The sequence below is a fragment of the Arcicella sp. GW822-FHT02H01 genome (genome assembly GCF_058802005.1).
Window position 1 is genome coordinate 1827513 of sequence record NZ_JBXANT010000001.1, and the last position, 15185, is coordinate 1842697.

General features: G+C 35.7%; 11 protein-coding genes. 4 read left to right on the forward strand and 7 right to left on the reverse strand.

Annotated elements, in window-relative coordinates:
* The first annotated feature begins 18 nt into the window (after nucleotides 1–18).
* A complete protein-coding gene (locus AC1RNE_RS07805; RefSeq protein WP_492800458.1) occupies nucleotides 19–822 on the forward strand; it encodes an SDR family oxidoreductase in 804 nt (267 codons plus the stop codon).
* A gap of 243 nt (nucleotides 823–1065) precedes the next feature.
* On the opposite strand, the gene AC1RNE_RS07810 is transcribed toward AC1RNE_RS07805, so the two are convergent.
* Nucleotides 1066–2397 (reverse strand): amidohydrolase, encoded by a 1332-nt coding sequence (locus tag AC1RNE_RS07810; protein ID WP_492800459.1) that lies wholly within the window; start codon nucleotides 2395–2397, stop codon nucleotides 1066–1068.
* A 406-nt stretch (nucleotides 2398–2803) separates the two neighbouring features.
* Between AC1RNE_RS07810 and AC1RNE_RS07815 the strand changes: the two genes are divergently transcribed.
* From AC1RNE_RS07815 to AC1RNE_RS07825, 3 genes are read left to right on the forward strand one after another with little or no spacing between them, the layout of a single operon-like run.
* Nucleotides 2804–5857: a SusC/RagA family TonB-linked outer membrane protein gene (locus tag AC1RNE_RS07815; protein ID WP_492800460.1), complete on the forward strand. Its 3054-nt coding sequence runs from the start codon at nucleotides 2804–2806 to the stop codon at nucleotides 5855–5857.
* 50 nt (nucleotides 5858–5907) lie between these two features.
* A complete protein-coding gene (locus AC1RNE_RS07820; protein ID WP_492800461.1) occupies nucleotides 5908–7335 on the forward strand; it encodes a RagB/SusD family nutrient uptake outer membrane protein in 1428 nt (475 codons plus the stop codon).
* Nucleotides 7336–7362: 27 nt separating this feature from the next.
* Nucleotides 7363–7839 (forward strand): DUF4843 domain-containing protein, encoded by a 477-nt coding sequence (locus AC1RNE_RS07825; RefSeq protein ID WP_492800462.1) that lies wholly within the window; start codon nucleotides 7363–7365, stop codon nucleotides 7837–7839.
* A 64-nt stretch (nucleotides 7840–7903) separates the two neighbouring features.
* Here the strand turns inward: AC1RNE_RS07825 and AC1RNE_RS07830 are convergent, their stop codons facing one another.
* From AC1RNE_RS07830 to tsaD, 6 genes are all read right to left on the reverse strand, one after another.
* The gene (locus AC1RNE_RS07830) at nucleotides 7904–8800 is read right to left on the reverse strand and encodes a DUF4349 domain-containing protein (protein ID WP_492800463.1); all 897 of its coding nucleotides are present in this window, start codon (nucleotides 8798–8800) and stop codon (nucleotides 7904–7906) included.
* A gap of 159 nt (nucleotides 8801–8959) precedes the next feature.
* Complete coding sequence (locus AC1RNE_RS07835; RefSeq protein WP_492800465.1) at nucleotides 8960–10060, reverse strand: DUF4349 domain-containing protein; 1101 nt, start codon at nucleotides 10058–10060, stop codon at nucleotides 8960–8962.
* 172 nt (nucleotides 10061–10232) lie between these two features.
* Complete coding sequence (locus AC1RNE_RS07840; RefSeq protein WP_492800466.1) at nucleotides 10233–11177, reverse strand: 3-oxoacyl-ACP synthase III family protein; 945 nt, start codon at nucleotides 11175–11177, stop codon at nucleotides 10233–10235.
* Between the two features lie 358 nt (nucleotides 11178–11535).
* Nucleotides 11536–12798 carry a DEAD/DEAH box helicase gene (locus tag AC1RNE_RS07845; protein ID WP_492800467.1) on the reverse strand — a complete coding sequence of 421 codons (1263 nt, stop codon included), beginning with the start codon at nucleotides 12796–12798 and terminating at the stop codon, nucleotides 11536–11538.
* Between the two features lie 127 nt (nucleotides 12799–12925).
* Entirely contained in the window at nucleotides 12926–14038 is a 1113-nt protein-coding gene (locus AC1RNE_RS07850; RefSeq protein ID WP_492800468.1) for a DEAD/DEAH box helicase, read from the reverse strand.
* A 120-nt stretch (nucleotides 14039–14158) separates the two neighbouring features.
* Nucleotides 14159–15157, reverse strand: coding sequence for a tRNA (adenosine(37)-N6)-threonylcarbamoyltransferase complex transferase subunit TsaD (tsaD, locus tag AC1RNE_RS07855; RefSeq protein ID WP_492800469.1), 999 nt, complete (start codon nucleotides 15155–15157; stop codon nucleotides 14159–14161).
* Nucleotides 15158–15185 lie beyond the last annotated feature (28 nt).

Genomic DNA, 15185 nt, shown 5'->3' on the forward strand with positions numbered 1-15185 from the left:
GAATACTAAGTCATTATCATGAATAAATTCCATAATAAAATAGTCTGGATTACAGGGGCTTCGTCAGGAATTGGCGAAGCTCTTGCTTATCAATTTGCTAAGGAAGGAGCAAAATTGGTGCTTTCAGCCAGACGAGAACAGGAATTACAAAGGGTAGCTAACACGACAGGCTTATCCCCTGAAAACGTTTTGGTTTTACCAATGGATATGCTACAATTTGAGCTATTCCCTGAAAAAGTAAATACTGTGTTGGCTTATTTCGGACAAATAGATGTGGTTGTTCAAAATGCGGGCATTACCCAGCGTTCATTCGTAAAAGACACCGATTTCAAAGTTTACCGAGACATTATGGAATTGGACTTTTTCAGTACCGTAGCACTAACAAAAGCTATTCTTCCACATTTTAGCGAAAGGAAAACGGGTCATTTTGTAGCGATTAGTAGTGTAGCAGGAAAAATTGGCACGCCTCTCAGAAGTGGTTATTGTGCAGCCAAACATGCTTTAATTGCCTTTTTTGATTCATTAAGAGCGGAGGTCTGGCAAGAGAATATACTAGTAACAGTTGTTTGTCCGGGCTACATCAATACGCCTATTTCACTGCATGCCTTAGATGGAAAAGGAAATGTGCATGGCAAAATGGATAGTAACCAAAGTCGTGGGATGAGTCCCGAAACTTGTGCTCAAAGAATTGTTAAAGCTGTGAAGCATAACAAAAAAGAAGTATATGTAGGGGGAATGTTTGAAGTAATGGCTGTATACTTAAAACGATATTTCCCTGCCATCGTCTATAAAATGGTTCAGAAAGTAAATACTGCGAAATGATTTGAAGATTTGAAAATGAGTTAATATTATTGAAGATATTCAAATAAAACAATTGAAGATTTAACAATGGATTAGTATTATTTCAAATAAATATTTGAAGACTGGAAATTGAATTAATATAATATTAATAGATTCAAATAAAACAATTGAAGATTTGAAATAGAGCAATATTATTTGATAAGTTCAAGGAATATAATTTCCTCATTTTCAAATCTTCAAATTCTCAAATCTTCAAATTTACTCCTATTTCCCCACACTAATCTTCCCCACAGGATTCATTTCCATGTAATCAACAACCAAACTAGCCATTGATTTCATACCTAATACAAAGCCACCCTCGTCTATATAAAAATCAGGTGTATGGTGTGCTGGAGTTTGTGCTGGCGATTTTCCTTTAGGTGCTCCTCCTAAAAAGAAGAAAAGACCCGGTACTTTTTGTTGATAGAAGGCAAAATCTTCAGCACCAGTAACGGCAGCAGTAATTGAAACATTTTCTTTACCAGCTACTCCATCCAAAGTAGGAATCATTTTCTCAGTCAAAGGAATATCATTATACGTAACAGGGCACATTCTGGTAATGTTTACTTCGGCCGTAGCACCTGCACTTTCTGCGATATTAGTTGCAATCTGTGAAATACGCGCATGAATCATATCTTGAACACCTGTATCCAAGGCACGAATAGTACCGTTCATATTTACCTCCTCAGGAATAATATTACTTCTGACACCTCCATTAATTTGCCCTACAGTAACAACGGCTGCCGATTCTGTCACAGGTGCGTTTCTACTGACGATGGTCTGTAAACCCATAATCACTTGCGAAGCCGTCACAATTGGGTCAATACTTGACCAAGGATAAGCACCATGCGATTGCTTACCTTTAATTTTGATTTTAAACCAATCAGAACTAGCCATTGTACCCCCAGGACGATACTTTATTTTCCCTATTTCTGTTTGTGAATTAATATGCAACCCAAAAATGGCATCTACTTTAGGATTTTCTAACACGCCTTCTTTAATCATCAAAGGCGCTCCTCCTTCTTCGCCTTCAGGTGCTCCTTCTTCGGCAGGTTGGAAGATGAATTTTACCGTACCTTTTAATTCACTTTTCATCGAGGCTAGAATCTCTGCTGTTCCCATCAAAATAGCCACGTGTGTATCATGTCCGCAAGCGTGCATGATGCTTACTGGTTGTCCGTTATATTCACCTGTCGCTTTTGAAGCAAAAGGAATATCTACTCTTTCCTTTACAGGTAAGCCGTCCATATCTGCACGTAAGGCCACTACTGGGCCAGGTTTGCCACCTTTTAATATCCCTACTACTCCCGTTTTGCCTACGCCTGTTTTTACTTCTATACCTAATGCACGTAAATGCGTAGCTACTTTTTCAGCTGTTTTAAATTCTCTGTTTCCTAATTCTGGATTTTGGTGAAAATCTCTTCTCCAAGTAATTACTTTAGCTTCTAGCGATTCCGCCTTTTGCGCAATTTTAGATTTTAAAGCCACAGCACCTTGTCCAAATGATGTTGATAAGGAAAGCATCAACAATGCAACAGGCAGTATTATCTTTTTCATATATAGTAGTTTGATTTTAAGATGAAATGAATTTTAACTAAATCTACTATTTTAATAACCATCTGCCAAATCTTTAATACCTGTTTAACTATTTTTACTATATAAAATAGGGCAAATTCACGTTTAATGATAGCTTTTACTCATATTGTTGCTAATAATCCCAATAATATTATTAAACCCTATTTTCTAGCAATACCCCTATTGCTTTAAAAGGCACATCTACTATTTTCACCAAACTTTTATCTTCAATTTCATCATTTAACCCAACAAAATATTGTTTATTAGCCCTCTTTGTTTAAATAATTATTGTTTAAACAAATAAAAATTTGGGAACGCAATATATTTCCTATTATTTTTGTTGTAATAAAAAATTAACAATTTTTAACATTCATACAAACTAAAAAAAATGAACAAAAAACTACTACTTAGTTTTGTGTTTCTGCTTGCACTTATATTTCAAGTAGCGGCTCAAGACAGAACTATCACAGGGAAAGTTACATCTGCCGAAGATGGCTCTGCACTTCCAGGAGTAAGTGTTGGTGTAAAAGGTTCAACAAGAGGTACCGTTTCAGCTGCTGACGGTTCTTACAAAATCAATGTTTCAGGTAATGCTACACTTACATTCACATTTGTAGGTTTCAAAAAAGCAGAAATCGCTGCTGGAACAAAATCAATTGTTAATGTTTCTTTATCATCTGATGTTTCAGATCTTGAAGAAGTTGTAGTTGTTGGTTATGGTACTCAGTCACGTCGTACATTAACAGGTTCACAAGCATCTGTTAAAGGTTCTGATATTGCGAGTATTCCAGTTCAAACTTTTGACCGTGCTTTACAAGGACGTGCTGCTGGGGTTCAAATCAGTGGTTCAAATGGTGTTCCGGGTGGTCAAGTACAAGTGCGTATCCGTGGTGTAGGTTCAATCAAAGGTGGTACAGATCCTCTGTATGTTGTAGATGGTGTGCAAATTAATACTACTAGTAGCTCTGTTTATGCTTCTACAAACCCTTTATCATACCTTAACCCGAATGATATTGAGAACATTGAAATCTTGAAAGATGCGGCTTCTGCTGCTATCTATGGTGCTGCTGCTGCCAATGGTGTTGTTTTAGTAACGACTAAAAAAGGTAAAGCTGGTAAAACAAGCATTACTTTAGATTATAACACTGGATATGTAGAACCAACTAAATATTTAGATGTTTTAAATACGCAAGAATGGATTAAACTTCGTACAGAAGCGCTTATGAATCAAACTGGTTCAACAGAATCTGTAGCTAGAACTAGTGCTTTAACAGGGGTTAGATTAAGCGGAACGCTTTCTGATGCTGAAATTGCTGCGCTTCCTACTTACGACTGGCAAAAAGAAGCTTATCAGAGCGGTAAAACGAACAACTATAATTTCTCGATGAATGGTGGTAACGACAAAACAACTTTCTTTTTGTCGGGTGCTTATAACCAGTCTGATGCGAACGTTAGAAATATCGACTATAAAGGCGGTAACTTTAGTGCTAAAATCAATAACAAAGTAAGTTCTCATGTAAGTGTTGATGCTTCGATTAACTTGAGCTCATTCAACCAAAGAGGTACTTTTGGTGGTCCAAACGGAGGTAGTTTCTTAGGTTCTCCTTCTTTCTCGTCTCCATTGATTTTACCAATGAACCGTATTTATAATGACGATGGTTCATATTTCGGAACACCTGCTGAGGGTGGTATTGCTGGGGTTTTAAACCAAAACGTTTTGATGGTAAGTGATTTGAATAAAATCAATTCTAGAACAAATCAGTTGATTTCTTCATTAGGATTAACATTCAAAATCATTGATGGTTTAACATTCAGACCTTATGCTAGTTTGGATTACCGTACTATCAACGGATACAACTTCCAAGACCCACGTACTGCTGATGCATTCAACGTAAAAGGTCGTATTGCTAGTCAACAATTTGAATTAATCAACTTCTTGACAAATGCTACTGTAATGTATGATAAGGTTATTAAAAACGATCATAAAATTGGTGCATTAGTAGGGGTTGAATATCGTCAGAATACACAAGAGAACTATCAGGCAACTGCTGAAGGTATTCCAACACCTCAGTTTACTACACAGTCGTCTGCAGCAAACCCTATTTCGGTATTTAGCTCATGGACAGGTTTCAAAAAAGCTGGGGTTTTTACTCGTTTGAGCTATGACTATAAGAATAAATATTTCTTAGGACTTACTGCACGTTATGATGGTTCTTCTCGTTTCGGTGCTGATAATCTATATGGTTTCTTCCCAGGAGTTTCTGCTGGTTGGGATATTTCTGGAGAAGATTTCTTGAAAAACAATGCTTCAGTTTCTCAACTAAAACTAAGAGCTAGTTACGGTACTTTGGGTAATGACCAAATCGGTAACTTTGACTCAAGAGGTTTGTATGGTGGCGGTGCTAACTATAATGGACTTTCTGGTATTTCTCCTTCAAGTTTAAGTAATGCTTCTTTAAGATGGGAACGTAACACAACTTCTAACTTCGCTTTAGACTATGGTTTCTTTAATAGCCGTATCCAAGGTTCTGTTGAATACTTCGTTCGTACAAGTAGTGATTTATTGTTAGATCAACCTGTTCCTCAAACGAGTGGTTTTAGTACAATCTCTAACAACTTAGGAGAGTTACAAAACAAAGGTCTTGAATTCAGTATTAAAACAATTAACGTTGACAGAGGAGGCTTTAAATGGACTACTGATTTTAACATCACTAAAATCAGTAACAAAATTACAAAGCTATACGATACTTTAACTACTTTACCAGGACGTGCTGTTGACGAGCAAATTAAAATCGGACAACCTTTGAACTCGATTTATGTAGCTCAATATGCAGGTGTTAACCCTGCTACTGGACGTGCAATGTGGTATGACAACGCTGGTAATATCATTTATCGTCTTGCTGGTAGTGTTGACTCATATTCAAAAATTATCGGTAGCCAAATTCCAAACTTGTATGGTGGTTTTACCAATGATTTTTCTTACAAAGGATTTGACTTGAACATATTATTTACTTACGAATATGGTCGTACAGCATTTAATAACCAGTCGTCATTTATGTTTGAAAACGGAGGACGTACTTTCAACACCTTACGTTCTGTATATGAAAGTAGATGGACTACTCCTGGACAAATTACAAGTACCCCAAGACCAATCAACGGTAATGCTGAAACACTTGGTGCTAGTATCGTAGCGGGTTCAAGAGTATATGAAGATGCTTCTTATATTCGTCTAAAAACTATCTCTCTAGGTTATAATATTCCAAAATCAGCTCTAAGCAAATTTGGTTTAGCTTCTGCTAGAGTTTACGTACAAGGTTATAACTTATATACTTGGACTAAATGGTCTGGTTTTGATGCAGAATGGACAAACTTAGGTAGTGGTAACACAGGTATCGTTCCACAACCACGCGTTGTAACTGCAGGTGTAAAATTAGGATTCTAATCATTTATCAGAAAACCTGTGTTTAGAAACATTAAAAGAGAAAAAATCAAATGAAACTAAAAAATATATTTAAACCGCTTGCACTTGGTCTAGTACTAGTGGCAAGTTCATGTAGCAATCTTTTGAATGTGGAACCACGTCAATCAATTGATTCTGCTACTGCCCTTACAAGTGAAGACGCTATCCGTGCTGCCGTAAATGGTGTGTATGATGTATTGCAGTCGACTAGCTTGTATGGTCGTGATTTAATTGCTATTCCTGAGGCACTAGCTGATAATGGTAGAGCAACCAATAAATCTGGCCGTTTAAATGCAGAATATTTGAACCAAGTTAACGCTCACTTTCTTATCTGGGAAAGAGCTTATTTTGCAATCAACGAAATAAATTTAATTTTAGAGGCACTCCCTAAAGCAACTGCAGTACCTGTAGCTACTAGAGATTCTTTTGAAGGACAAGTAGCGATGCTTAGAGCTTTACTTTATTTTGAATTGGCTCGTTGTTATGGTTATGAACCAAAAGTAGCTATTGCGCAGTCTGACAGAGGTACTATCCCTCTTCATAAAAAAGGTGTACTTGACCTTTCACAAATTGAAAGATTACCACGTGCAACTATTGCTGAAACGTATGATTTTATTTATGCTGACTTAACAAATGCAGTAGCAAAATTATCAACAGTTACTCTTGGAACAGCTTATGCAAACAAAGGTGCTGCTAATGCGCTTTTCTCAAGAGTAGCGTTGTATCGCGGAGATTACGATAATGCTATCAAATATGCTAATGCGGCCTTGGCTTCGGGTATTGGTAAATTCCAAACGAAAGATGCTTATGTAGGGGCTTGGCGTACAGCTAATCACCCAGAATCTATGTTTGAAATTGTATATCAAACAAATGAAAACATCGGTGTAAACTTATCTCTTCAAACTACTTTCACTACCTTATCTCAACTAGGTAATACTTCTACAACTGCTGGTTTTGGTGACTTAGTTCCAACAGCTGCTTTATTAGCTGCATTCGAAACTGGAGATGTAAGACGTAATTTATACGAAAGAGGAACTGCTGGTAGAGGAACTGCTGAAATTGAATGTACTAAATTCTTCGGTAGAAGTGGTGCAGTAAACTTAGATAACATTCCTGTAATTCGTATTTCTGAAATGTATTTAAACCGTGCTGAAGCTTATGCTTTAACAGGAAAACAAACTGAAGCATTGGCTGATGTTAATACTATCCGTACGCGTGCTGGATTAGATGCTAAAGTAGGATTGACTGGACAAGCGTTAATTGACGAAATTGCGAATCAAAGACGTATTGAGTTTGCTTTTGAAGGACACCGTTTCTTTGATTTAAAACGTCGTGGTGTAGATATCGTGAAAGCTTCACCTGCTCAAACTATCGCATTTACAGATTTCCGTATTTTGTCATTCATACCAACTCGTGAGATTCAAGCAAATTCAAACTTGAAGCAAAACGTTGGATATTAATATTTTAAATATTTAAAGAAATTTCAAATGAAAAAAATAATCAATATATCATTGCTTTTACTTGTGATGACTACTTTGTTTTCATGTTTTGATGAAAATAAGCAGTTATTCGACAAAGTAACCCTTGTAGAGTTTCAAGATGCCGTTGTGAACTCTCCAGCTTTAGGAAAAACATTTCCTATCCTAGCTTCAACGAATGCTGTACAAACTAAAACATTAAGAATCAACTTAGTGGGTGCACAGCGTGATAAAGATGAAGTAATCAAGTTTTCGGTTGATCCAGCTGAAAGTAATGCTGTAGCAGGTACTCACTACGATTTAGCAGGAGCTACTACCATCACTATTCCAGCAAAGTCTAGCTTTGGCGAATTAAAAGTAAATATCCTTAAAGCACCTGCACAGGCTGGACAAACAGCTACTGTTGTTTTTGTTTTAGAAGGAAACGGAAGTGATATTGGCCCAAATGCTAACTATAAAAAAGTAGGGTATAGAATTACTTTATAATAGTAGCATTCTTATTTTTATACAAACAGCCTTCTTGGATATTCCGAGAAGGCTGTTTGATTTTCTACTCTTTTATTGATTTTCGATAAGTTTTATAAAGCCAATATATCCCAATACCAATTAGTATAAACAACCAAAGTTTGCTCAAAAACACTATTACTTCTTCAAAAACATACCATCCAATTTTTAAGCTACTCCAAATTCTAAGAAAAAGATTGGGTTTAAAAGCAAATCTATTATCCATATTAAGAGAAGTTTCAATGGCATTAGTAACAGGCTGATACACTTCAATAGTAAGATTGCTATAGTTAACTTGGTCTTTCAAACTCAGGGTTTGTACTTTATTCATGTCTGCTTGTGTCTGAACATCTAACAGATTTTCTTCTGCTTTTGTAGTTTCATCTAACTTTTTACCTTTTTCAGCAATCCCTTTTTTATAACGTTTTTCAAAATCTGTAAAACGCTTTTTAGATAAATCTTTAGCCATTAAAGAAAAGCTTACATCTTCTGCTGTAATGTTTTTATAATCTACAAATGTCATAATTGGCTGAATTTCCCTTATCGCTTTCTCAAAATATTGATTAGGAATTCTCATAGAAAGTTGGTTAACCACCACATAAGCTTTATTATGTAAAACCGAATCTTCGCTGATTTCAACGTCATTGATTTGAATTACCCTGTTTTCTAATTTAGCGTTTGTCACAAAACCATCATACTTTTCTACAATATCTTCAATCTTATTTGTAGCTTCTTGTACATTCTTAACTTTCCCTTTTAAATCGCCTGTTTTAATAAATTTTCTGTCTTTAGTGGACTCTGACTGTAGACCTGCTAAAGTATCATTAATTATACTATCAGCACTTTCGACTGACGTATGTTCAGCCTTTTGTTCTGAACAACCTGTAAACATCATCACTGCACTGATGGCAATGGCAAAAAGAGGTAATTGGTAAGTTTTCATCGTAATGGGATTTAGTTTCAAATGAAACGCCTACAATTACTCAAGTATTGTAAATACTTAAAAACTTGTTAAAAAATACTTAAAAACTTGTTAAAAAATTTAGATTTATAAAACAAAGGCTATCCTTTTCGGATAGCCTCTACTTAATTATTAACTATTCTACTCTTTTACTGATTTAGCATAAGTTCTATAAATCCAATATCCTGCTAATGCAATCAATATAAAAAACCAGAATGTCGTAAAGAAAATAAATATGTCCTCAATAAAGAACCATCCAGTTTTTAAGCTATTTAAGAATCGATAAGAGAAAGTAGGCTGAACAGCTAACCTATTATCCTTATTAGCAAGAACTTCTACCGTATTTGCCATAGGCTGATATAGTTCAATCGTTAGCGTGCTGTAATTTATTTGATCTTTTAAACTCAAAGCCTGTACTTTGTTCATATCTGCTTGAGTTTGTAAATCAAGTAGTTTTTCTTCTGATGTAGTGATGTCTTTTAGTTTTTTACCTTTTTTATCAATCTCTTTTGCATAACGGTCTTCAAATTTCGAAAAACGCTTTTTGTTTAATTCAGTAGCTAATAATGAAGCACTTACATCATCTGCGGCAATATTTTTATGATCGATATATACCATCACAGGTTGAATTTCCCGTAATACTTTCTCAAAATATCGACTTGGAACTCTTATCGTAATTCTATTAGTGATTTCGTATGTTCTATTGTGCAAAACCGAATCTTCACTAATTTCAACTTCCTCATTTTGAAATGTTCTGGTCTCCAACTCAGCATGCGTTACATAACCATCATACTTTTCTACAACATCCTCAATATGATTTGTAGCATCTTGTACATCCGTTACTTTACATCTCAAATCTGCCGTTTTAATAATTTTCTTTTTTTCAAGACCTATTGTTGGTTCTTGATTTGGTACAACTTCTTCTTTTTTTGGTTTTTGCTTTGAAGCAACTCCTTCTTTTGATTTTTCATCAAACGTAACATCCTCTTCTTTAGGCTCTTGACCTAAAGCAAAGTCTTCTTCTGACTTTGGCTCTGAAATAGTATCTTCTGCTGGTTTTTGGTCTGAAGCCACATCTTCTTCGGACTTCTGGTTGTAAAAGTCATTTTCCGATGCATACAAAGCTGTAGTATCAGCAGTTTCGGATGAACTGATAGTCGTTTCGGCCTTTTGTTCTGAACAACTTGTAAACATCATTGCACTTATAGCAATGGCAAATAGAGATAATTGGTAAGTTTTCATTGTAATGGGATTTAGTTTCAAATGAAACGCCTACAATTATTCAAGTATTGTAAATACTTAAAAACTTATTAAAAAATACTTAAAAACTTATTAATATAAATTTAGGATTATAAAAAAAGCCTCAGAATTATATGACTAATCCTGAGGCTTTTTAAGTATTATATAAAACTTTTTAAATCGTAATCAACATTGCTCCGTATGAGTATCCACCACCGAATACAGTTACGATGATATTTTCTCCTTTTTTAAACTCCGTTTTGTGTTCATCTAATACAATGGCACAGCCAGCACAACCTGTATTACCTAAGTATTGAATATTTGAAAGCATAATGTCTTCTGAAACACCTAAAGTGCCTGCTACATTTTTAGAAATTCTAAGGTTTGCCTGATGTGGAGCGATATAGGCTACATCCTCAATGGTAAGATTATTTCTTTCTAAAATTTGTAAGCTCGCCTTTGGCATATAAGTACAAGCATTGATAAATACATCTCTACCAAAAGGCATAATTAAGCCTTTCTTAACGAGTTTTAAATTAACACTTTCAGATGCTTTACCTACATTGGCAGCTCCGCCAGTTAATAAATCCTTAATCTCCCAGTTGCTATCTGCTGTACGTTCCTTAGAAATAGACACTACCACGGCTCCATCACCCCAAAGATGCCCAGCTTTGGTATCGTCTTCGTTGTTATAAGCAGTATTGTGTTCAGAAGCCACTACCAAAGCTTTTGTGGCTTTGCCAAGTGCAAAATATCCTTGAACAATCTCAATAGCATTTAACAAAGATGAACAAGCAGAAGAAATAGTAACTACTGGTATTTCACTAACATTAATATGGTGTTGAACAGCATGTGCTAATGTGAAAATACTATCATAAGGAGTGTAAGTTGCACCAACAATTAAATCAACTTCAGCAATATCATAAGGTAAACTCTCTTTAATTTTATCAACAGCTTGAATGGCCATTGTATGCGTATTCTCATCGGCTGAAGCTTTACGACGTTCGCGAATGCCAGTACGTTCGGTTATCCAGTCGTCACTCAATCCATTTAATTCTTCAAAATAAGCATTGGTAATAATTTGTTCGGGCAAATAACTTGCGATAGCGTTTATAAACATTTGGGTTATTTTGGTCTTTTCTTGTAAATATCAACGTAATCACTTGACAATGAACTTGGTATAACTTTATGAGTATTCCGATTTCATTGATGACCACAAAAAAATAAATTTTGGGTCTAAATCTAATACAAAGGAACTCAATGTTTTTTCATAGTACAACAATTTATTAGAAATAAACAATTATTACTTAATAAAATCCTGTATTTTTTTGTACTATTTCCATGTTTTTTGGATAAATCTCATAAAACTAAAGTTAAATGCTATATTCTACAAGTTTTATCCATTTGAAGGCTCAAAATGATGATTCTTTCAAAAAATGATATATATTATTGTGCTGTTAATACTTTTCATCCTATTTCTACCTTGATTCAGCCTTTTTCTTGAACCAAACTTTTTTACTTTTGTTGCTTACTTCACTTGATTTTGCAGGTAATTTTTGAGCAACTTGAGGACGTACTGGAGTCGGGGTTGATATTTTCGGACTACTATTTTTAAAGGCATGGTCTTCAATTACTGGAATGTTTTTAGCAATCAGCTTTTGAATATCCCTCAAAAAAGTTTTCTCTTCACTATCACAGAAAGAATAGGCCGTACCGTTTGCTCCTGCCCTACCCGTACGTCCAATTCTATGCACATAAGTTTCAGGAATATTCGGAATATCAAAATTGATTACATACGCCAAATTATCTACATCAATCCCTCTGGCTGCAATATCAGTAGCGACAAGCACTCTGGTTGTCTTATTTTTAAAGTTTTCTAAAGCTCTTTGGCGTGCATTCTGGGCTTTATTACCATGAATGGCCTCGGCTTTAATCTCATGTTTTGCTAATACCTTTACTACTTTGTCAGCACCATGCTTTGTACGTGTAAAAACTAATACTGTTTCTATGGATTTATCTTTCAAAATATCCATCAACAAAGCATTCTTTTGGTCTTTTTCTACAAAATATACGGCTTGTTTGATGGTATCTGCCGTTGATGATACGGGTGTTACCTCTACTTTAACAGGCTTATAAAGAATATTATCCGCTAATTTTTGAATTTCTGGAGGCATCGTAGCTGAGAAAAACAAAGACTGACGTTTAGCTGGTAGAAAGGTTAAGATTTTCTTGATGTCATGCACAAAACCCATATCTAACATACGGTCGGCTTCGTCAAGGATAAAAACTTGAATATCTTTCAGGGTAATAAATCGCTGATTGATTAAATCTAACAATCTACCCGGAGTAGCTACTAATATATCTACGCCATCTTGTAAAACATCTGTCTGACGCCCTTGTTTTACACCACCAAAAATTACGGTGTGCTTAAGCCCTGTAAATCGTCCATAGGCTTTGAAACTATCATCTATTTGTATGGCTAATTCACGTGTGGGCGTAACAATCAATGCTTTGATGGTTCGCTTGGCACGATGTTGAACAGGATGCTGCGTTAAAAGTTGTATGGTAGGAATGGCAAAAGCTGCAGTTTTGCCAGTACCCGTTTGGGCTACTCCTAACAAATCTTTTCCTTGAAGTATTGCTGGAATCGCTTGAGCTTGAATAGGTGTCGGAGTACTATAACCTTCCTCAGCTAGTGCTTTTTGGATAGGTTCAATTAAATTTAATGCTTGAAATGACATGAGAATATTGTTAAAAACGAAAAGGTTTTGATATGCAAAACGAGCATATAAAACACTACAAATCAAATGATTGTTTATTTATAACAAACGTTAAATGTTACAGTTTAGTTACAAACAATAGTATTTGTTATAATTTTCTAAAGGATATATTCAACAATTTAGAGAACTCTGAAATTCTTTTCACCTCTGATTGACTAACAAAGCAAATCGAAATACCTCTTTTGCCCGCTCTGGCAGTTCTACCACTTCGGTGAGTGTAATATTCTGGCTGGTCGGGTAATTGATAGTGAATAACATACGCTAAATCATCAACATCAATTCCTCGGGCAGAAATATCAGTGGCTACTAATATTTTTAATTTATGGTTTTTGAAAGCACGCATCACTTTGTCTCGCTCGCTTTGTTGCAAATCTCCATGAATAGCATCTACCGCTATATTTTTGCTGACAAGTTGTTTCGTCAATGTTTGTACCGCTACTTTGGTTCTACAAAAAATAATGCCTGTAGAAGCACCCATCGTATTCAAAAACTGAAGCACATAATTAAACTTCTCGCGTTCATCACACACAAAAAATTGGTGTTCTATCAGGTTATTCACCACTTCGCTTTTACTAACTTGAACCGTATGCGTATTTTTAGACATATAAGTGTCTACCAATTTCTGCAAAGCACTTGGTAAAGTAGCCGAAAATAGCCATTTTGTACCATCATGAGGTATTTGTCTTAAAATGCTATCTAGTTCATCTTTGAAACCCATGCTTAACATTTCGTCGGCTTCATCCAAAATCAAGGTTCTCACAGCCGTTAAACTCACCGCTTTTCTTGCTAGCAAATCAATTAACCTCCCTGGGGTAGCCACAATAATTTGGGTCGGTTTCGATAATGCTCTTAGCTGAATATCTATTTTTTCGCCTCCATACACAGCTTCAACAAATATTTTTTCAGGGGCATATTTTGTCAGTTTAAACAAATGCTTTGCTATTTGTTGACATAGTTCGCGTGTGGGCGCTAATATCAATGCTTGTACTTCTTTTGATTTAGGATTTACCTTCATCAATAACGGCAAACCAAAAGCAGCAGTTTTACCTGTTCCTGTTTGTGCTTGTCCGATAAAATCGTTTTGATTCTTTAATAAATATGGAATTGCTTTTTCCTGTATTTCAGTAGGCTTATTGATGTTCATTTCAGTCATTGCTTGGATGAAATGCTCAGATATGCCTAATTCTTTGAATGTTGCCAAAATTGTGTTTTTTAAGTGACAAAGGTAAGGAAATATTAATGAAGAAGTCCTTTGCCAGAACATGATATAAAAAAGGGCTACAAGTTTGGTTACTTGTAGCCCCAAAAAGATAAAGCACAATTACCAAGCCATTCTTGGCAAAGGGCTTACATCTTGTGAACAAAATACGCCTTTTTCTGCTTTGAAATGCGCTGCCATCGCTATCATTCCAGCATTATCTGTGCAGTATTGAAAAGCAGGTATGTATACATTCCAGTTTTCTTGCTCACCCATTTTTTGCAATGCTGTTCTTAATCCAGAATTAGCGGAAACGCCACCAGCAATGGCAATTTCTTTGATTTTATATTGCTTAGATGCCTTTTTAAGTTTTTGTAATAATATTTTAATCAACGTAGCCTGCATAGAAGCACAAATATCTGCAAGGTTCTCTTCTACAAAATTGGCATTTTGCTTAATCTCTTTCTGTAAGAAATATAGGAAAGACGTTTTAATGCCTGAAAAAGAATAGTTCAAGCCTTGCATCTCTACCATCGGAAAAGGGAATCTTTCAGGGTTTCCTTCTTTGGCGTATTTATCAATCAATGGCCCTCCTGGGTAAGGTAAATTCAACAGTTTTGCTGTTTTATCAAACGCCTCTCCTACCGCATCGTCTTGCGTTTCACCGATTACTTCCATTTCTAAAGGTGAACGTACAAAAACAATTTGCGTATGTCCGCCACTCACTGTTAAGCATAAAAAAGGGAAATTTGGCTTGGGTTCGTCAATAAAATGTGCCAAAACGTGCGCTTGCATGTGGTGAACATCTATCAAGGGAATATTCAAACCCATTGCTAAAGCTTTTGCAAAGGAAGCCCCTACTAATAATGAACCTAAAAGACCTGGTCCACGCGTAAAAGCAATGGCATTTAGGTCATTTTTTGTTATCTTCGCTCTTTCAAGTGCCTCTGCCACAACAGGTACAATGTGTTGTTGATGTGCACGGCTTGCTAATTCAGGTACAACCCCACCCCATTTTGTATGAATGGCTTGGCTTGCTACAATGTTGGAACAAAGTTTGCCGTTAATAATTACAGCCGCTGAGCTGTCATCACATGATGATTCGATTGCTAAGATTGTCATAATAATGCAAAGATAATAAATGCTAGTT